The sequence below is a fragment of the Mycobacterium sp. 1274756.6 genome, from assembly GCF_001668625.1.
In the GTDB taxonomy this organism is placed as follows: Bacteria; Actinomycetota; Actinomycetes; order Mycobacteriales; family Mycobacteriaceae; genus Mycobacterium.
On the sequence record NZ_LZLJ01000019.1, the window covers coordinates 1 to 17,196 of the forward strand.

A 17,196-nucleotide genomic window follows, 5' to 3' on the forward strand; every position below is an offset into this window, starting at 1 on the left:
CCCAGCGGGCCACCTCGCCGCACAGGAATGCCTTGGCCGCGTAGTGCACGTGGCGTCCGCCGCCCCCCGCGGCGGCGCTCGCAGCCCCGCGCACCCCGGACGACACCCTGCTGTTGGCCCCGCAGGTCTGGCCCCGCAACACCGTGCGCGGCGACGACGGCACCGTCCGCATCGCCGGGGTCAGCGTCACCGAACTGGCCCAGGAGTACGGCACCCCGCTGTTCATCGTCGACGAGGACGACTTCCGCAGTCGCTGCCGCGAAATCGCCGCCGCGTTCGGCGGCGTGGCGGGGGCCGGCGGGCTGGGCGTTCACATCCGCTCCGGGGCGCTCACGCCGAGGATGGCCAGGCCGTTGGCGATCACCTGCCGGGTGGCCTGGCACAGTGCCAGCCGGGCGGCGTGCAGGTCGCTGGGGTGTTCGTCGCCTTGGGGCAGCACCCGACACGAGTCGTAGAACCGGTGGTAGTCGCCGGCCAACTCCTCCAGGTAGCGGCAGATGCGATGTGGTTCGCGCAGGGCCGCAGCGGTTTTCAGCACGCGGGGGAACTCACCGAGGTTGCGGATCAGCGTGCCCTCTTTGTCGTGGGTGAGCAGCTCCAGATGTGCGGTGTCGGCGATGACGCCCAGTTCGGCGGCGTTGCGGGCCAGCGCGCTGAGCCGGGCGTGGGCGTATTGCACGTAGTAGACGGGGTTTTCGTTCGACGCTGAGGACCACAGCGCCAGATCCAGGTCGATGGGGGTGTCCACCGACGAGCGGATCAGGCTGTAGCGGGCGGCGTCGACGCCGAGGGCCTCGACGAGGTCGTCGAGGGTGATCACGGTGCCGGCGCGTTTGCTCATCCGCACCGGCTGGCCGTCGCGCACCAGGTTGACCAGCTGGCCGATCAGCACCTCGACGGTGGCCGGGTCTTCGCCGAATGCGGCGGCGGCGGCTTTGAGCCGGGCGATGTAGCCGTGGTGGTCGGCGCCGAGCATGTAGATGCACAGGTCGAAGCCGCGTTCGCGTTTGTCGAGGTAGTAGGCGAGGTCACCGGCGATGTAGGCGGGCTTGCCGTCGCTTTTGATCACGACGCGGTCCTTGTCGTCGCCGAAGGCGCTGGTGCGCAGCCAGGTGGCGCCGTCCTTTTCGTAGATGTTGCCGTTGTCGCGCAGTTTGGCGATGGCTTCGTCGACCCGGCCGCTGGTGTGCATCGAGTCTTCGTGGGTGTAGACGTCGAAGTCGGTGCCGAACTCGTGCAGCGATGTCTTGATGTGGTCGAACATCAAATCCACCCCGACGGAGCGGAAGGTTTCGTGGCGCTGCTCGGCGGGCTGGTCCAGCGCGTCGGGGACCCGGGCGAGCACCTGGGTGCTGATGTCGGCGATGTAGGCGCCGGCGTAGCCGTTCTCCGGGGTGGGTTCACCCTGCGCGGCGGCGATCAGCGACTCGGCGAACCGGTCGATCTGGGCGCCGTGGTCGTTGAAGTAGTACTCGCGGGTTACACCGGCGCCCTGGGTGGACAGCAGCCGGCCGAGCGCGTCGCCGACCGCGGCCCAGCGGGTGCCGCCGATGTGGATGGGTCCGGTGGGGTTGGCCGAGACGAACTCGAGGTTGACCGACAGATCGGCCAGTGCCGTGGAGTGCCCGAAGGCCGGGCCGGCGTCGATGATGTTGGCGACCACCACGCCCTGGGCGGTGGCGTCCAGGCGCAGGTTGACGAACCCGGGTCCGGCCACCTCAGCGGAGGTGATGCCGTCGGCGCCGCCCAGCGCCTCGGCCAGCCAGCCGGCCAGCTCGCGGGGGTTGACGCCGACCTTCTTGCCCAGCTGCAGCGCCAGGTTGGTGGCGTAATCACCGTGGTCGGGGTTGCGCGGCCGTTCCACGGTCACCGTCGCGGGCAGCGCGGCGGCGTCGAGGTCGTGGTCGGCCAGCACCGCGGCGGCGGTGGTTTTGAGCAGTTCAGCCAGATCGGCGGGGGTCACGAGGCTCCATCCTATGGTCTGGCGTGGTCAGGCCCCGAATCCGTTCCGCTCTCCGGCGCCGGGCGGGGATGCGTTACGCTGTCGGAGCCCATTGGTGCGGCCGTTGTGCCCGCGCCCCCGTAGCTCAGGGGATAGAGCGTCTGCCTCCGGAGCAGAAGGCCGCAGGTTCGAATCCTGCCGGGGGCACCAGGTAGGAGTGGATTTCCAGAACCGGGGCTATATCCGGGCGATATCGACTTCGGTCATCGTTCGATCACGATGCGTGCTCGCCGCCCTCGTCCCTCTCTTAGCGTGCGACTATGCCCAGACGATTCGAGTGGGACGTTCAAGGGGACGAGGTTGCCAATTCCAGCTACGGGCGGTCAGTACGCGGCGTTGCCGGTCGGTCGTCACCCCGCCACCTTGGACGAGGTCTACGAGTCCTTCGTAGAGAATGCGCCGTTTCGTCCCCGTCGTGAGCTGATCTTCCGCGCACTCGCGCTCTATATCGACCTAGTATCAGCCAAGTTCAGCACTTCGCGGTACTGGATCGACGGCGGGTTCGTGACCCACAAAACGTGGGCGGAGCCAGAAGACGCCGATGTCGTCGTTGTCGTACCGCCGAGCGAGCATGGCAGGGTACTGACCCCGGAGTTTCTGCCGTACTGGACGCTGATTGGCACTCAGCCGAGCCAGCCCAGCGTGTACTCCGACAAGGTGCACCCGATGGGAGGCTTGATCGATGGGTTTATCGAGCCGGACGTGCCCCAAATCCTGGGCGTTTGGGATTACCGATGGTCAACCGTGCGTGACGAGCAGCACAATGAAGTTCCAGGTGCTCGCAAGGGTTATTTGGAGGTGAGGGCCTAGTGGACGTTGACCGCGAGCTGGAAGCGTCGCTGCTCGACGCCCTTCGCTACTCATCCGGTGACGCCAACTCCGACCGAGCGGTGCGTGAGTCGATCCGCGCCGGGATCGTCGGCAATGACGCCGACCTGATCGACATTTATGAACGCGAAGTCGGGCCGGAGCAAGCGGAAGTGGACCTTCACCTAGCTGGCCCAGGTGTCGAGAGGAACGCCGCTAATGCGCGGCAGTTCTCACTGTTTGTGAGGGGCATTAGTGATGCCGTCAAGGAGACAGCCAAAGCCCGCGCAGGTCGCAAACGGTACCGCGACAACCTGCTGATCGAGGGCGCTACACCGGGATCGGTGCGCGTAGTGATGCGCGTGGCGATACCCGAGCTTCCCGAGGGGCAGGCGGTCGATAATGAGACCGCTGCATCGACCGTCGACTCTGACGCGCTGCGCATGGTGGCGTCAATCCTCGCGCACGCCAGCGACCCCGACCTTGATACGCCGCTCGCAGCGGAGATCGCCGAGCTTCCGATCAAGGCTCGGACCGCCTTGAAACGGGTGGCAAATGCGTCGCAACAGGGTGGTTGGGCCGTCCGCGGGATGATCCGCCAGAGAGGGATCGGAGCGGCAGGCCTGGAATTGACAAATGCCGGCGCGGTCCGGTTGCAGATTGAACTGGAAGCAGCTCAGGAGAAGCGCCGCCAGGAACAGAGAGTGGGAACAATCGACGGCTTCCGTTGGTCTCTCGGCACCCTCTATTTCAGACCCGACGATGGGCCAGCCTTCACAGCTGGCGCGATGGAAAGCCGAGTCGCGCAGGAAGTCACTAGATTGATGAACGATCCTGAGTTGCGCGTCATAGCGAACTTCGACGTTGTGGAGTCCTATCTTCCAGGTGACCAGACACGGCCCCGTGTGAGCCGCGTCCTTACCGGCATTCGGCCTCTTGGCGAGCAGACCGCCATACCGGGTTAAGACCTACACCGCAAACCCAAGCCGCACCGCGCCGCCGGCTTGTGGTCACGATGTTTCCGGCCGCCGCCTACCGGCGGTCTGCGGAGTACCCGACGATGCGACGCACTGTCGTGTCAGCGGGATACTCAATCACCCACGGTGGGCCGCCCTCGGCGGCCGGCCCCGATGTCAGCGTGTACGTGGTGAGGTAACGGCCGTCCTCCTGCTGCTTCGAACTGAAGCGGACCTCTTCGACCTGAAACAACTGCGGCTTGCCCATCCCGCCATCTACTGCCAGTGACATCCCCGGCCGAACTTGCCCAACCGGGATGACGGCCACATCAATATCTCTCGACTCGCGCGGTAATGCCATGTCGGTCCCTCCATTCATCGACCCCAGCTAAGGATACGAAGAAGAACCGACAAATCTCGGTGGTCCGGCAAGTATGTCGGTGAGGGCTAGCTAGCGCACCACCTGGAGAACCTGCCGTACAACGCGCTCGGCCAGCACCGGCGGTACGGAGTTACCGAGTTGCGCTTGGACACTGCCCCGTGGGCCAACGAATTCGAACTCATCAGGGAATGTGAAGAGACGTTTGATTTCCGCTACGCGGAGTCGCCGGTTCTCCCAGTGGAACGGACCGACGTTTGGGCCAGGCTGGGCCTGAATAGTGGGCGACGGCTTATCGGGGTCCAATTTGAGCAGAAATGACCAGTAGCGACTGCGCCACTCGAAAATTGGGCTTGGATGCCCACGCTCCTCGGTGTAGTACAGATAGTTCTGGCCCGGTGGTATTCCGGGCAGTAGCCCGCCGTACTGGCCGCCGACTGTCTCACCTGGCTCAGGGTCCGTGACGAGTCCGTCCAATGCCTCACCGGATGTTACATGTGGACGATTGGCGTTACCCGTGGAACGCCGTTCCCATGAGCCGCCGTGAGTTGCCGCAGGATGTGTCGGTTGGCGTCTGCCTTTTGGCGCCCCAATGATGAACAAGCGCGGCCTCAGCTGCGGCACCCCGTAGTCCGCGGCATTGAGCACCTTTGGTGCGCAGTCATACCCCGCCTTGTCAATCTCATATAGCAAGCGTTGGAGAGCTGGCCGACTCGCTTTGTTGTTGAAGGTCAGCGCGTAGACGTTCTCTAGGACGAACGCTTTCGGCCGGGCCTCGCGCAACACCCGCGTGTATTCCTGCAACAGGGAGGCGCCGGGGTCCAGGCCCGCGCGCTTGTAGTCGAGCCAAAAGCCGCTCTTGGAGAAAGGCGTGCAAGGCGGCCCACCGATGAGTACATCTGGCCGCTGACCTTTCCGCAACCCGGCGGCGCGAAGAATCTCAGCGGTCGAGGTGTCGAGGATGTCCTTCTGGATGACAGGAGACGCCAGCTTAGGAAAATTCTTCTCCATCGTTAGTGCCGCGTCGTGGTCCCACTCGACGGCCGCCCGAACCACTGCACCAGCCCCCTCGGCGCCCAGATCGAGTCCCCCTGCCCCCGAGAACAGAGAGATAGCCACCATGCTCTTGCCGCCAGTCACCTCGTCAGCATTACACGATGGGTAAGACGTCGGCGGCAGGCGCGCTCGGCCGGTCTACCCCTTGAGCAGCTTGTCTAGCTGCTGCTGAACGACCCGTCCGATCTTGAAGGGATACTTGCGCCAGTATTTGTAGAAGCTTTCGGGCGAGTCGAACTCGCCTTGCCCCTCACGCAGCGCATCGATCTTCTGGACCGCGCCAATGTACTCGCGAGTCGTAGAAGAGCGTTGCTTGCTAGCGATCCGCCACGCCTCCTGGACGATCAGTTCCGCATCCTCGACGCGGGCGAGACTGGTGTAGTTGAGAGTGTAAACACAAATAAGGTCCAGGTGCGAGGTGTAGTCCTGGAACGGACGGAAAGTTCCTGGCCAGTGCAGCTGAGGGTATCTAAAGTAGGTGTTGCCGGTGTACAGCGTGATTCGGCTCTGGGTAGAATTTGTCGGCCGCCCTGCCTTGGTGACCTTGCGTCTGGCCACCTTCACGTCAACAGCATGGAAGCCACCGCCAAAGCGCGGACCCGACAGCTCGAGGTCGGGGTAGCCGCGTTCAGTACCACGCAGTACGGTCACCCCCTCGGTCCGGTTGCCGCGCTCCAGTAGAAAGTTGACCAGGCTCACCTCCAGGACGTTGGCGAGCGCCGCGGGTTCTTGCGGCAAGGGGAGAATGTGACCACCCTCGGCGAGCATCTGGGCCAGCGTGCTGGGATCGGGCGCTGTGATGGGCCAGGCAGCATTGCCGTTGAGCCGGAAAACGCCAGCGAGATCGAACTCGTATTCAGTGCACTGCGCGCGGAGCCATTCTCGTGCCGCTACACTAACGTCGCTCACGTGCCGAAGCATTCCAGACCACGACGCTGCGAGTGGTTGCACTTCAGAATCTCCGCGTGTCGCCGCTTCCGCTTAGCGGCAGCCGGCAGCACAACCCCTTTGCTCGGCGGTGATCGTCGTCCAGGATTCCGAGGGCGCGCCGTTTGGCGCCTCTCCCACATCGTTAGGCGGCGAAGCAGGTGCTGTAACGCGGATCCACCACCAAAAGCGCCCATGCCGGACCGCCTTAGCCGGTCAGAACCAACCGCGCCAATGCTATCGACTCGGCGTCGGACTCGAGTTTGCGGCGGCAGCGTCCGTCCGTCACGGTGAAGACCTCGCCTGGCAGTAATCCGAAAAACCGGCATGCGGCTGCACAACTCCATCGGGGCTGCGGACTACGATCCCGCTTGTGGCCGTCTTCACACCCGGCGCGGAAGTTCTCCGCGGCCGCGTACTCCGAGCGAGCGAGGTGCGCGAGTCGATCGGGGCGTTGTGGGACGAATACGTAGAGCGGGACCCACGCCGGATCGGGCTCGTTGCCGACGACGGGTCCAACACGCGCTGGACCCTCGTCATCCACACCAACGAGCCGATGCCTGTGCGGATCAGCACCTTGTTTGGAGAATGGCTGTACCTCTTGCGTGCCGCCCTCGATGGAGTTGCCTACTACGCCGCCGTCCGCGACAGCGGTCAGAATCCGCCGCCTAACGAGCGCAACATTCACTTTCCGATCAAAACAGCCCCCGGTAAGTACGATAGCCAAAGCCACCGTGAAGCCTTGAAGGCGTTGTCAATTTCCACCTTCGCTGGCTTGCGCACCGTTCAGCCGTTCAACGCACCACCTGCCAGGGCACGCGGCAGGCTGCGTCGCGATCGACGAGACCAGCCTCATGCCCTTGCTCGATCTGGAGGCGCCGGCTCATTTCGATGAAAAGGCCGTTCGAGAACACGTCGACATCAGTAATGCTGCCACCAACTCGATCGACGTTACTGAGTGGGTGGCCAACGTCTCCCCACCCATGTCAACGACAGACCTTGGCACGCGGATGGGAATCTGCGAACGGTTCGTCCTCGACGGAATCATCGAACCGATGATGGGGAGGCCCTCTTAAAGGGTGAACAACAATGAGTCAAGCAACGCCGCGGGCGACTCACGGACGCATTACGGCCATGCCTCGGTAACAGACGATTCTGCTGTTACAGACCCTAGGCCGGGCTGAAATGATGCGCGTCATACCCCTACCCCGAGACCACCCCCCTCCGGCCTCTGTCACGGCATCTGTGCTTCGATGTTCCGATCAACGTGGCGATACTGGTTCGGCTGCTGCCGGCCCGCTGAGTATTTAGTATCGCCCGGTGGGCCACGGCGCTATTCGAGGTGATCGGTCTACCATCGTCCCGGTCGCGCTGATCGCGATCACCATGCTGACGTGCCGAGGTGGTCCTGGGAATTCGCGGGCGCGCCTCCGCGGTAGCCGGAATCAGTGAGATCACATTTTGGGTGCGTTGGCGCCCTTCCGAGCAGCCTGGTTCGACGTCGACGACCAATTCGCCTCCCGACTCGACCAGAGATGTCGGCGCTGAAACCGGTGAGCGGATGGAGCGAACACAACCCTCTACTCTGCTGCCGGTTGGCGCTCGTGCACGGCCGACGCCACGCCAGCCGATCCACCTACCACAACACCCCGTACGCACTCGACAACACAAACCCGTGCTGCCCGTAGGTCTTACAGGTCACCGTCCCCTGGTGGCCGACGGCGCAACTCGCCCCCCAGTTCTCCAGCCGCTGCCCCTCGGGCAGCACGTCGACGTCACGGGTGAACCGCGCGATCTCGGAGTGGCGGTATTCCGCGGCCTGATAGGAGACGACGTAGGTCTGGTTGGTGCCCGCCGGCGCGTCGTAGGGCACCGCGTCGCAGCCCACCGGTCCGCCGTTGGGGCCGATGCCGCAGTGCCGCCCGTCTGATGTTTTGAAGAACTTCCAGTAGAAATCCTCTGGAGCGTCCGAGCCGAAGTGCCCCTGGGCGATCGGGTAGGAGTCGATGTCGTCGACGCCCGGTGGTGGCTGGGCGCCGGCGCCGGGAGCAACGCTCAGTGCCACCGCCGCGACGGCGGCCGCCGCTGAAGCCAGATAGCGCATGGCACCCATTCAACCGCCGTCGTCAACTACCCGAGGGCGGTGTGCATCAGCAGCACGTTGTACGCCGACCACAGCGACACCGTGTAGTAGATGTCCTTGCCGGTGGCCCACGGGTGCAGGAACGGCGCGTAGATGCCGCCGGGGATCTGCATCGAGCGCACCAGGACGTGCTCGGGACTCCACGGGCCCTGCGGTGTCGGCGAGGTGCGCGCCACCACGTCGTTGGAGGCGCCGTTGGTGTAGAGCATCAGGTACTGCTGCAGGTAGTCGTTGTACTGCACCGACATCTCCCCCGCCGGGCCGGGCACGATCGGGGTCGCCTTCCCCGGGTCCACCGCCGCCCAGTCGGAGTTGGCCCAGTACTGGTACTTGCTCAGATCCGGCACCGCGTTCTGCGGCACCCGGGACAGGAAGATCGGGCCGCCGCGCCCCGACGGCGTGCCGTAGGAGTAGACGTAGCCGTCACCGGGCTGCAGGAACGCCCCCTGCTGGAAGTTCTGGTTGCCCGGGAAGAACCGGGCCTTCGAAGTGGTGTCGGGCGCGGGCGTGCGGACGGTGCCCGGCAGAATCCCCCAGGTCTCGCCGTTGTCCCGCGACATCGCCAGCGCCGAGTAGTTGGTGGACCACTCGCCGTCGCGGCCCCAGTTCCGGATCGACATGAAGTTCATGTACTGCACGCCGCCCACCGAGGTGCCCGCCGTGGGAATCACGCCCCTTTCCTGCGGCGCCCACCGGATGCTGTTGACCACCTGCCGCGAGATCCCCGACGGGTACACCGGTGACCCGGAGAACCGGTTGCCGGCCACCCCCTGCGGCACGGTGAGCCCGCGGGTCAGGTCGCGCGCCTGGGTGCGGAACAAGACGTTGTAGCGCCACTGCTTGCCCTGGACCCGGCAGTAACCGAAGGTGTCGCCGAAGGCCATCAGCACCTGGCGGTTGCCGGGGTTGCCGTTGTCCCACATGATGCCCAGGTCGGTGCCGGAGATGCCGAACCGCTGCAGGGTGCTGTTGGGGCTGTTGGGTCCGCTGACCCAGTTGATGATCGAGGTCCGCGAGCCGCCGAGCGCGGCCCCCGGGTTAGGGGCGGCCGCCGGGGCGGGCTGGACCGTCTCCGGCTGCGGCTGGGTGGCGGCGTCGCCGGGGTTGTCGGGGCTGGGCGCCGGCGGGAGCACCCCGGCCTGCTGTTGCACGGTGTTCTGCGCGCCGGAGAGCAGCGCCCCGATGTCGGGCAGCGGCGCGTTGTCGTTGGTCCCGGGTGGGCGGTGCCCGGTCGGCGGTTGCATCGTCGGCCCGGGCGCCGGGATGGCCGGTGCCGGCACGCCGGGCACCGCGTTGGCCGCCGGCCCGGTGCATGGCTCGGCGCCCGCGTGCGGCGCCAGGCTGATCGCACCGATGAGTCCGAATACGGTGGACGCGGCCACCGTCATCGATGCGATGCGCGAAAACGCCGACATGTCACACCTTTCCACGGCTGGACGCCGTGGGACGCCCTTAACTGGCTCGTGTGACGATAGCGTCAGATGTTATGCGTGTGACCGGTGATGTGCCGATAGGTACCGTTTCGTGACCGTGTCGCAACCGGCTTCTCACGCCCCGGAAGCTCGGCGACCACCTCGGCGGCCGCGCGCAACTGCCCGAGGTCGCTGCTGGTCGGGATGAGGTGCACCTCGTCGGTGCCCACGGCGGCAAAGCGCGCCAGCACCTCGGCCAACTGCTCCTGACTGCCCGCCCACCCGGTGGTCGGCGCCATCGCGTCGACGTACTCGCGCGGAATCCAGTTCATGTACCGGCGCAGATGCCGGTGCACCTGCTCGCGGGCCTGCTCCTGCTCCCCCAGCGCGAACCAGAAGGACGTCGCCAGGTGCGGTTCGGGGTTGCCGGCCTCGGCCCAGGCGTCGCGCGCCACGTCGAACAGCTCGTTCTGCCTGTCGACGTCGAGGTCCAGGGTGATCCCGGCCAGACCGGCCGACCAGCTCGCCGCCGAGCGCAGGGTCTTCGGCCCGATCGTGCCCACCAGCAGCGGCGGCCCACCCGGCTGGACCGGCGCCGGACCGACCGGCTCCACCGACTCGGTGACCTTCTCCCCGGCCCACACCCGCCGCAGGATCGCCACCCGGGCCGCCAGTTCGGCGCGGGTCTGGGTCGCCGGGTCAGCGCCCGCGGCACGGTAATCCTCGTGGCGCCCGCCCACCCCGATGCCGACCGTGAGCCGGCCTTCGCTGAGCAGATCGGCGGTGGCCAGCCCCTTGGCCAACATCACCGGCGCGTGCAGCTGCGGCACGATCACCGTGGCCACCAGCCGCACCCGCGTGGTCCACGCCGACAGTGCCCCGAGCAGGGTCAGGCTGTCCGGGTTGGAGAACGCGATCCGCTCGCCCCAGCACAGCGAGCTGAACGGCCCGTCGTCGATCGCGTGCGCCCAGTCCTGCAGCACCCGCGCCGACAAGTCGGGCTCCATCACCGGCATCGTCATTCCCACCTGCATGCTCGCGATTCTGGCACGCCGGCGGCACGATGGAGCCATGGCGATTCCCAGTTCCTCGATTGCGCATGTCCGCCTCACCGTCACCGACATCGAGCGGTCGCGGCAGTTCTACGAATCGGTATTCGGCTGGCCGGTTTTCATCGAGATGCCCACCGAAGCCGACGCCGCGACACGTGAACGCCTGTCGTTCCTGTTCGGCGGTGTCATCTACGACCTGGGCGGCGCATTGTTGGGGCTGCGCCCGGTGGGCACCGACGCCTTCGACGAGGACCGCACCGGGTTGGACCACCTCTCCTTCCGGCTGGAAAGCGCCGACGAATTAGACGCCGCCGCAACTCATCTGGATTCACTGGGCATCACCCATGAGCCGATCAAAGACATCGGCCCCAGCTACATCCTGCAGTTCCGCGACCCGGACAACATCGCCTTGGAACTCACCGCACCCAAATAACCCCCGAGCCCGAGCGAACGGAGGCCGCCATGCCGATCAGCTTCAACCACACCATCGTCGCCGCGCGCGACAAGCACGCCTCCGCGCGATTTCTCACCGAATTGTTCGGCCTGCCGGACCCGCAACCGTTCGGCCGCTTCATGAGCGTGGCGCTGGAGCATCAGGCCAGCCTCGACTACGCCGAGGTCGCCGCCGATGCGCAGATCCACCCGCAGCATTACGCCTTCCTCGTCAGCGAGGAGGATTTCGACGCGATCTTCGCCCGCATCACCGAGCGCGGGATCGACTACTGGGCCGACCCGCGCGGTCAGCGCCCCGGGGAGATCAACCGGCGCGACGGCGGGCGCGGCGTGTACTTCCGCGATCCGGTCGGCCACAACCTGGAGATCCTCACCCGCCCGTACGGCTCGGGCGGGTAGCTCAGCCGCGCCGGGAGCGTTCCTGGGCCCGATAGTCGTCGGCCAGGGCGGCGACGTGGGCCGGCAGCGCACCGGCGGCCACGTCGGCCAGCGTCGTCTGCTCGAGCACGGCGCGCATGCTGGCCCGCAGCGCGCGCCACACATCGGTCAGCGCCGCAGTGGGCCCCGAATACGGCAGGTCGCCCAACCCGATGTCGCGCACGCTGGCCAGCGGCCCGTCGATGCAACGCAGCACGTCAGCGAGGCTGATCGCGGTGGCCGCCCGCGCGAGCTCGTAGCCGCCGTCACGGCCGCGGTGGCTGCGCACCAGCCGGTCGGTGCGCAGCGCCGCGAGGATGTCGACCAGGAACTGGGCGGGAATGCCCTGCGCCTGCGCCAGCTCCTCGGTCTTGGTCAGCGTCCCCGGCTCGACGGTGGCCAGCTGCACCATCGCCCGTACGGCGTACTCCGCCTTGGCCGACATGCGCATGCCGCGCATTCTGCCACCCGGCGCCGCGGTCACCGCCCGATGTCGAGCAGGCCGATGACCTGCTCGGCCAACTCCTCGACGGATCGGTCCGGCACCAGCCGCAGGTCGGGGTTCTTCGGCCGCTGATAGGGGCTGTCGATCCCGGTGAAGTGGGTGATCTCCCCGGCCCGCGCCTTGGCGTACAGGCCCTTGGGATCACGGCGTTCGCAGTCCTCCAGCGGCGTGTCGCAGAACACCTCGTAGAACTCCACCCCCGCATCGGTGTGCACCTGCCGGGCCAGCTGACGATGCTCGGTCAGCGGGCTGATCGCCGGCACCAGCACGATCTGCCCCGAGTCGGCCATCAAGGTGGCGACGTGGGCGAGCCGGCGCAGGTTCTCCGCCCGGTCGGCCATGGAGAACCCCAGGTCGGCGTTGAGGCCGTGCCGCAGGTTGTCGCCGTCGAGGACGTAGGCGGCGATGCCGAGCTCGAGCAGCTTGCGCTCCACGTGCACCGCCACCGAGGACTTCCCCGAGCCGGACAACCCGGTGAACCACACGGTGCGCCCGCGCGCGAGCCGGTCCTCGGCGGTGACCAGCGAGGCATGCCGCACCGCGTTGGGGCTCGCGGTGCGCGCCGAACTGTCACGCAGCACCATGCCTGCGGCGACGGTGGCGTTGGTGTCGGGGTCGATGAGGATGAACGAGCCGGTGCTGGTGTTGCGGGAGTACTCGTCGAGCAACAGCGGAACCTGCGCGCGCAGCGCGACCCGGCCCAACTCGTTGAGCTTCAACGCCGTCGCCGTTTTGTCGCGGTGCAGCGTGTTGACGTCCAGCCGGTAATCGAGCGCGTCCACCCGCACTCGGGTGGTCCGGGTGGTCTGCTTGATGACGTAGGTGCGCCCGGGTTCCAGCGCGGAGTCGTCGGACATCCAGCACACGGTGGCGTCGAAATCCTGGGTGACGCGCGGCTGGTTCTGGGTCCGCGCGATCATGTCGCCGCGCGACACGTCGATGTCGTCGGCGAGGGTGACCGCCACCGCCATCGGCGGGAACGCCTCATCGAGCGGTCCGGTGGGTCCCTCGATCGCGGTGATACGGCTGGGTTTTCCGGCCGGCAACACCACGACCTCGTCGCCCGGGCGCATCACGCCGCTGGCCACCGTGCCAGCGTAGCTGCGGTGGTCCCAGTGCTCGCGGGTCTGCGGGCGGATCACGTACTGGACCGGGAAGCGGACGTCGACGAGATTGCGGTCCCCGCCGATGTAGACCTGTTCGAGGTGCGGCAGCAGCGCCAGCCCCTCATACCAGGGGGCCCGCTCGGATTTGGTCACCACATTGTCGCCGTGCAGCGCCGACAGCGGGATCGTGGTCACGTCCTGGACGTCGAGCCGGGTGGTGAAGGCGTGAAACTCGTCCCGGACCGCCTCGAAACGCTCACGGTCCCAATCGATCAGGTCCATCTTGTTCACCGCGAGCACGATGTGCCGGATGCCCAGCAGCGCCGCGAGGAAGGCGTGCCGCCGGGACTGCTCCTGCAGACCGTGGCGGGCGTCGACCAGCACGATCGCCAGCTGCGCGGTGGACGTGCCGGTCACCATGTTGCGGGTGTACTGCAGATGCCCGGGGGTGTCGGCGATGATGAATTTCCGCTTGGGCGTGGCGAAGTAGCGGTAGGCGACGTCGATCGTGATGCCCTGCTCGCGTTCGGCGCGCAGCCCGTCGGTGACCAGGGCCAGGTCGGTGTAGTCGTTGCCGCGTTCGGCGGAGGTGCGCTCCACCGAGGCCCACTGGTCCTCCATGACCGCCTTGGAGTCATACAGCAGCCGCCCGATCAGGGTCGACTTGCCGTCGTCGACGGAGCCGGCGGTGGCGATGCGCAGCAGCGTGGTCGGTTCGCTCATCAGAAGTAGCCCTGCCGTTTGCGGTCTTCCATGCCGGCCTCGGAGATGCGGTCGTCGGCGCGGGTCGCGCCGCGCTCGGTCAGCCGCGACACGGCCGTCTCGGCGATCACCTCGGCCACCGTGCTCGCCGCGGACTCCACGCAGCCGGTGCAGGTGACGTCACCGACGGTGCGGAACCGCACCATGGCCTCGAAGACCTCCTCGTCGGGCTGCGGCTGCTGGAACCGGTGGACGGCCAGCAGCATCCCGTCGCGCTGGAAGACCTGCCTGCGGTGGGCGTAGTAGATCGACGGCAGCGTGATGTCCTCGGCGCCGATGTAGTTCCAGATGTCGAACTCAGTCCAGTTCGACAGCGGGAAGACCCGGATGTGCTCGCCCTTGCGGTGCCGGCCGTTGTAGAGGTTCCACAGTTCGGGCCGCTGCGCCTTGGGGTCCCACTGTCCGAACTCGTCGCGGAAGCTGAAGACCCGCTCCTTGGCGCGCGCCTTCTCCTCGTCGCGGCGTGCCCCGCCGAAGGCGGCGTCGAACCGGTGCTCGCGGATCGCGCGCAGCAGCGTCACGGTCTGGATCGGGTTGCGCGACGGGAACGTCTCGGCGACCCGGCCGGCGTCGATGTCCTCTTGCACCGAGGCGATGACGAGCCGGGTTCCGGTCTGCTCGATCAGCTGATCGCGGGTGGCGATGACCTCGTCGAAGTTGTGGCCGGTGTCGACGTGCATCACCGGGAACGGCAGCCGGCCGGGCCGGAAGGCCTTCAACGCCAGGTGCAGCATGACGATCGAGTCCTTGCCGCCGGAGAACAGCAGCACCGGACGTTCGAACTCCGCGGCCACCTCGCGGATGATGTGGATGGCCTCGGCTTCCAGCGCGCGCAGCTGGCTCAACTCGTACTGCCCGGGCACCGGCCGGGCGACGGCCGGCGCGCTCATGGTTTCCCGGTAAAGTTGGTTGATCTGACCAGATTTATCCGCATAGTCCGCTATGGAACCAGGCGTGGGCGCCGGTTGTCAACGCGGCCGGCCCGACCCGGTCGCCCGCCGGCCACCGGTCAGAGCGTGATCTCCTCGAGGCGGCCGGTCGCGACGTCGAACACGAACCCGCGCACGGCGCTGTGCGAGACGAACGGGCTGGTCCGCAGCCGCCGGATCGACTGCCGCACGTCGTCGGCGGGGTCGGGGAACGCCTCGGGCGCCCAGCCCGGGCGGATCCCGGTCTCGTCCTGGATGCTGCGCTTGAACTCGTCGTCGGTGAAGGTCAGCATTCCGCAGTCGGTGTGGTGGATCAGGATGATCTCCCGGGTGCCCAGGAGGCGCTGACTGATCGCCAGCGAGCGGATGACGTCATCGGTGATCACCCCGCCGGCGTTGCGGATGGTGTGCGCCTCGCCGTCTTTGATCCCGAGCATCCGGTGCACGTCGAGTCGGGCATCCATGCAGGCGACGATCGCGACATGCTTGCTCGGCGGCATCGGCAGCGGACCGCTGAAGGTTTGCGCATACTCGCGGTTGTTGGCCAGGTACTCATCGGTGATCGGCACGCGACATCCCCTATCGTCTTGGCGCACAGAAAATTTCGGCGACGGCAGTTTAACAACGTCGCACCGGCTCCTCCAGGGTTTAAATCATCGGGTTCCGCACCACCCGCACCGGCGGCGGACGGCGCCCACCGGGGCGCCTGTGCCGACACGCCCCCCCGCTCGACGCAACCGCCGCGCCTCGGTGCCGTCGATGTTCTCTACGCTGGGTCAATGCGATGCGGGCGGGTTCGCGCATGACACGTTTCCTGGCGGGTCGAGTGCTCAACTATCTGGTACTGCTCGCACTGGCGTCGTTTCTCACCTACTGCCTGACCTCGCTGGCCTTCTCCCCGCTGGAGAGCCTGATGCAACGCAACCCGCGGCCGCCGCAGGCCGTCATCGACGCCAAGGCCGCCGACCTGGGCCTGGACAAGCCGATCCCGCTGCGTTACGCGCACTGGGCGGCCGGCGCGGTGCGCGGCGACTTCGGCGTCACCGTCACCGGCCAGCCGGTCTCCGAGGAGCTGTGGCGCCGGATCGGGGTCAGCCTGCGGCTGCTGGTCGTCGGCTCGGTGGTCGGCACCCTCGCCGGGGTGGCGCTGGGCGCCTGGGGCGCGATCCGCCAGTACCGGCTCAGCGACCGGGTGATCACGGCGCTGGCGCTGCTGATCCTGTCCATCCCGACCTTCGTGCTGGCCAACCTGCTGATCCAGGGCGGTCTGCAGGCGAACTGGGTGACCGGAACCCAGCTGTTCGAGTATGTCGGCGAGACCTCCCCCGGCGTCGTCGGCGGCGGGTGGCACGGCCTGCTCGACCGGCTCCAGCACCTGGTGCTGCCCACGATGACGCTGGCGCTCGCCGCGGCGGCCGGGTTCAGCCGCTACCAGCGCAACGCGATGCTCGACGTCCTGGGCCAGGACTTCATCCGCACCGCCCGCGCCAAGGGCCTGACCCGGCGTCAGGCGCTGGTCAAACACGGGCTGCGCACCGCCTTGATCCCGATGGCCACCCTGTTCGCCTACGGGGTGGCCGGCCTGGTCACCGGCGCGGTGTTCGTCGAGAAGATCTTCGGCTGGCACGGCATGGGCGAATGGGTAGTGCAGGGCATCGCCACCCAGGACGCCAACATCGTCGCGGCGATCACGATGTTCTCCGGCGCGGCGGTGTTGCTGGCCGGCCTGCTCTCCGACGTCATCTACGCCATCCTCGATCCGCGGGTGCGGGTGTCATGACCCAGACCGCCCCGGACACCGACGTCGCCGCCTTCACCTCGCGGCGCACCCTGGTGCTGCGCCGGTTTCTGCGCAACCCCGCGGCGGTGGGTTCGCTGGCCCTGTTGGCCGCCCTGTTCATCGGCGCCTACGCGCTGCCCCCGCTGCTGCCCTACTCCTACACCGACCTCGACTACGACGCCCTGCTGCACCCGCCGAGCCGCAGCCACTGGCTGGGCACCAACGCGCTTGGCCAGGACCTGCTGGCCCAAACCCTGCGTGGGATGCAGAAGTCGATGCTGATCGGGGTCTGCGTGGCCTTCATCTCCACCCTGATCGCCGCGACCGTGGGCGCGGTGTCGGGCTACTTCGGCGGCTGGCGCGACCGGGCGCTGATGTGGCTCGTCGACCTGCTGCTGGTGGTGCCGAGCTTCATCCTGATCGCGATCGTCACCCCGCGCACCATGCGGGAGCTGATCATCCAGCTGAACGCCGCGAGCAGCAGGATCAGCGTGCCGATGTTGGCGGAGT

17 protein-coding genes, 1 tRNA gene and 3 pseudogenes are annotated in these 17,196 nt (G+C 67.1%); 9 read left to right on the plus strand and 12 right to left on the minus strand.

What is annotated here, in order from left to right; all coding sequences use genetic code 11:
* A pseudogene (locus A5643_RS18565) lies at nucleotides 1–79 on the minus strand (hypothetical protein); the annotation flags it as partial.
* Nucleotides 80–107: 28 nt separating this feature from the next.
* Here A5643_RS18565 and A5643_RS18570 point away from each other — a divergent pair.
* Nucleotides 108–284: pseudogene (locus tag A5643_RS18570) on the plus strand (diaminopimelate decarboxylase); the annotation flags it as partial.
* Nucleotides 285–310: 26 nt separating this feature from the next.
* Here A5643_RS18570 and argS read toward each other — a convergent pair.
* On the minus strand, nucleotides 311–1,963 hold the full coding sequence (gene argS, locus A5643_RS02870; RefSeq protein WP_066851760.1) for an arginine--tRNA ligase: 1,653 nt from the start codon (nucleotides 1,961–1,963) through the stop codon (nucleotides 311–313).
* A gap of 113 nt (nucleotides 1,964–2,076) precedes the next feature.
* Between argS and A5643_RS02875 the strand changes: the two genes are divergently transcribed.
* The 3 genes from A5643_RS02875 (at nucleotide 2,077) to A5643_RS02885 (ending at nucleotide 3,774) form a co-directional block, all read left to right on the plus strand.
* A tRNA-Arg gene (locus A5643_RS02875) sits at nucleotides 2,077–2,152 on the plus strand.
* Nucleotides 2,153–2,221: 69 nt separating this feature from the next.
* Nucleotides 2,222–2,812: a DUF6932 family protein gene (locus tag A5643_RS02880; RefSeq protein ID WP_502686197.1), complete on the plus strand. Its 591-nt coding sequence runs from the start codon at nucleotides 2,222–2,224 to the stop codon at nucleotides 2,810–2,812.
* On the plus strand, nucleotides 2,812–3,774 hold the full coding sequence (locus A5643_RS02885; protein ID WP_066851763.1) for a hypothetical protein: 963 nt from the start codon (nucleotides 2,812–2,814) through the stop codon (nucleotides 3,772–3,774). The genes A5643_RS02880 and A5643_RS02885 overlap by 1 nt, the downstream gene beginning before the upstream one ends.
* A 67-nt stretch (nucleotides 3,775–3,841) precedes the next feature.
* Here the strand turns inward: A5643_RS02885 and A5643_RS02890 are convergent, their stop codons facing one another.
* The 3 genes from A5643_RS02890 to A5643_RS02895 all read right to left on the minus strand — a co-directional run bounded on the left by A5643_RS02890 (nucleotide 3,842) and on the right by A5643_RS02895 (nucleotide 6,109).
* Nucleotides 3,842–4,126 (minus strand): hypothetical protein, encoded by a 285-nt coding sequence (locus tag A5643_RS02890; RefSeq protein WP_156628473.1) that lies wholly within the window; start codon nucleotides 4,124–4,126, stop codon nucleotides 3,842–3,844.
* A 90-nt stretch (nucleotides 4,127–4,216) separates the two neighbouring features.
* On the minus strand, nucleotides 4,217–5,284 hold the full coding sequence (locus tag A5643_RS17615; RefSeq protein WP_231995423.1) for a DNA cytosine methyltransferase: 1,068 nt from the start codon (nucleotides 5,282–5,284) through the stop codon (nucleotides 4,217–4,219).
* A 54-nt stretch (nucleotides 5,285–5,338) separates the two neighbouring features.
* Nucleotides 5,339–6,109, minus strand: a complete 771-nt coding sequence (locus A5643_RS02895; RefSeq protein WP_231995424.1) for a type II restriction endonuclease — start codon at nucleotides 6,107–6,109, stop codon at nucleotides 5,339–5,341.
* Nucleotides 6,110–6,500: 391 nt separating this feature from the next.
* On the opposite strand from A5643_RS02895, the gene A5643_RS18005 reads away from it, so the two are divergent.
* On the plus strand, nucleotides 6,501–7,022 hold the full coding sequence (locus A5643_RS18005; RefSeq protein WP_156628476.1) for a hypothetical protein: 522 nt from the start codon (nucleotides 6,501–6,503) through the stop codon (nucleotides 7,020–7,022).
* Between the two features lie 741 nt (nucleotides 7,023–7,763).
* On the opposite strand, the gene A5643_RS02905 is transcribed toward A5643_RS18005, so the two are convergent.
* From A5643_RS02905 to A5643_RS02915, 3 genes and pseudogenes are all read right to left on the minus strand, one after another.
* Nucleotides 7,764–8,231 (minus strand): hypothetical protein, encoded by a 468-nt coding sequence (locus tag A5643_RS02905; protein ID WP_066851788.1) that lies wholly within the window; start codon nucleotides 8,229–8,231, stop codon nucleotides 7,764–7,766.
* A 26-nt stretch (nucleotides 8,232–8,257) separates the two neighbouring features.
* Nucleotides 8,258–9,685: a glycoside hydrolase family 183 protein gene (locus tag A5643_RS02910; RefSeq protein ID WP_066851777.1), complete on the minus strand. Its 1,428-nt coding sequence runs from the start codon at nucleotides 9,683–9,685 to the stop codon at nucleotides 8,258–8,260.
* A 143-nt stretch (nucleotides 9,686–9,828) separates the two neighbouring features.
* Nucleotides 9,829–10,704, minus strand: a pseudogene (locus A5643_RS02915) (LLM class flavin-dependent oxidoreductase); the annotation flags it as partial.
* 49 nt (nucleotides 10,705–10,753) lie between these two features.
* On the opposite strand from A5643_RS02915, the gene A5643_RS02920 reads away from it, so the two are divergent.
* Both A5643_RS02920 and A5643_RS02925 read left to right on the plus strand, forming a co-directional pair.
* The gene (locus A5643_RS02920) at nucleotides 10,754–11,167 is read left to right on the plus strand and encodes a VOC family protein (protein WP_066851778.1); all 414 of its coding nucleotides are present in this window, start codon (nucleotides 10,754–10,756) and stop codon (nucleotides 11,165–11,167) included.
* 29 nt (nucleotides 11,168–11,196) lie between these two features.
* Nucleotides 11,197–11,586: a VOC family protein gene (locus A5643_RS02925; RefSeq protein ID WP_066851780.1), complete on the plus strand. Its 390-nt coding sequence runs from the start codon at nucleotides 11,197–11,199 to the stop codon at nucleotides 11,584–11,586.
* A gap of 1 nt (nucleotide 11,587) precedes the next feature.
* On the opposite strand, the gene A5643_RS02930 is transcribed toward A5643_RS02925, so the two are convergent.
* The 4 genes from A5643_RS02930 to A5643_RS02945 all read right to left on the minus strand — a co-directional run bounded on the left by A5643_RS02930 (nucleotide 11,588) and on the right by A5643_RS02945 (nucleotide 15,475).
* Nucleotides 11,588–12,055, minus strand: a complete 468-nt coding sequence (locus tag A5643_RS02930) for an Rrf2 family transcriptional regulator (protein WP_066851790.1) — start codon at nucleotides 12,053–12,055, stop codon at nucleotides 11,588–11,590.
* 29 nt (nucleotides 12,056–12,084) lie between these two features.
* Nucleotides 12,085–13,938 (minus strand): adenylyl-sulfate kinase, encoded by a 1,854-nt coding sequence (gene cysC, locus A5643_RS02935; protein ID WP_066851782.1) that lies wholly within the window; start codon nucleotides 13,936–13,938, stop codon nucleotides 12,085–12,087.
* The gene (gene cysD / locus A5643_RS02940) at nucleotides 13,938–14,867 is read right to left on the minus strand and encodes a sulfate adenylyltransferase subunit CysD (protein WP_066851784.1); all 930 of its coding nucleotides are present in this window, start codon (nucleotides 14,865–14,867) and stop codon (nucleotides 13,938–13,940) included. The genes cysC and cysD overlap by 1 nt, the downstream gene beginning before the upstream one ends.
* Before the next feature lie 119 nt (nucleotides 14,868–14,986).
* A complete protein-coding gene (locus A5643_RS02945) occupies nucleotides 14,987–15,475 on the minus strand; it encodes a beta-class carbonic anhydrase (RefSeq protein WP_066851786.1) in 489 nt (162 codons plus the stop codon).
* A gap of 233 nt (nucleotides 15,476–15,708) precedes the next feature.
* Between A5643_RS02945 and A5643_RS02950 the strand changes: the two genes are divergently transcribed.
* Together A5643_RS02950 and A5643_RS02955 are read left to right on the plus strand one after the other, a co-directional pair.
* Nucleotides 15,709–16,686: an ABC transporter permease gene (locus A5643_RS02950; RefSeq protein ID WP_066851792.1), complete on the plus strand. Its 978-nt coding sequence runs from the start codon at nucleotides 15,709–15,711 to the stop codon at nucleotides 16,684–16,686.
* Nucleotides 16,683–17,196 (plus strand): ABC transporter permease (locus A5643_RS02955; protein ID WP_502686198.1); only part of this gene is annotated, 514 nt, incomplete at its 3' end. The genes A5643_RS02950 and A5643_RS02955, both read left to right, overlap by 4 nt.

Bases quoted from the DNA above. Each gene is read 5' to 3' on its own strand.
- A5643_RS02925 (WP_066851780.1), top strand. From the start codon at position 11,197: ATGCCGATCAGCTTCAACCACACCATCGTCGCCGCGCGCGACAAGCAC.
- A5643_RS02930 (WP_066851790.1), bottom strand. From the start codon at position 12,055: ATGCGCATGTCGGCCAAGGCGGAGTACGCCGTACGGGCGATGGTGCAG.
- cysD (WP_066851784.1), bottom strand. From the start codon at position 14,867: ATGAGCGCGCCGGCCGTCGCCCGGCCGGTGCCCGGGCAGTACGAGTTG.
- A5643_RS02905 (WP_066851788.1), bottom strand. From the start codon at position 8,231: ATGCGCTATCTGGCTTCAGCGGCGGCCGCCGTCGCGGCGGTGGCACTG.
- A5643_RS02950 (WP_066851792.1), top strand. From the start codon at position 15,709: ATGACACGTTTCCTGGCGGGTCGAGTGCTCAACTATCTGGTACTGCTC.
- A5643_RS02890 (WP_156628473.1), bottom strand. From the start codon at position 4,126: ATGGCATTACCGCGCGAGTCGAGAGATATTGATGTGGCCGTCATCCCG.
- A5643_RS02910 (WP_066851777.1), bottom strand. From the start codon at position 9,685: ATGTCGGCGTTTTCGCGCATCGCATCGATGACGGTGGCCGCGTCCACC.
- A5643_RS02920 (WP_066851778.1), top strand. From the start codon at position 10,754: ATGGCGATTCCCAGTTCCTCGATTGCGCATGTCCGCCTCACCGTCACC.
- cysC (WP_066851782.1), bottom strand. From the start codon at position 13,938: ATGAGCGAACCGACCACGCTGCTGCGCATCGCCACCGCCGGCTCCGTC.
- A5643_RS02880 (WP_502686197.1), top strand. From the start codon at position 2,222: ATGCGTGCTCGCCGCCCTCGTCCCTCTCTTAGCGTGCGACTATGCCCA.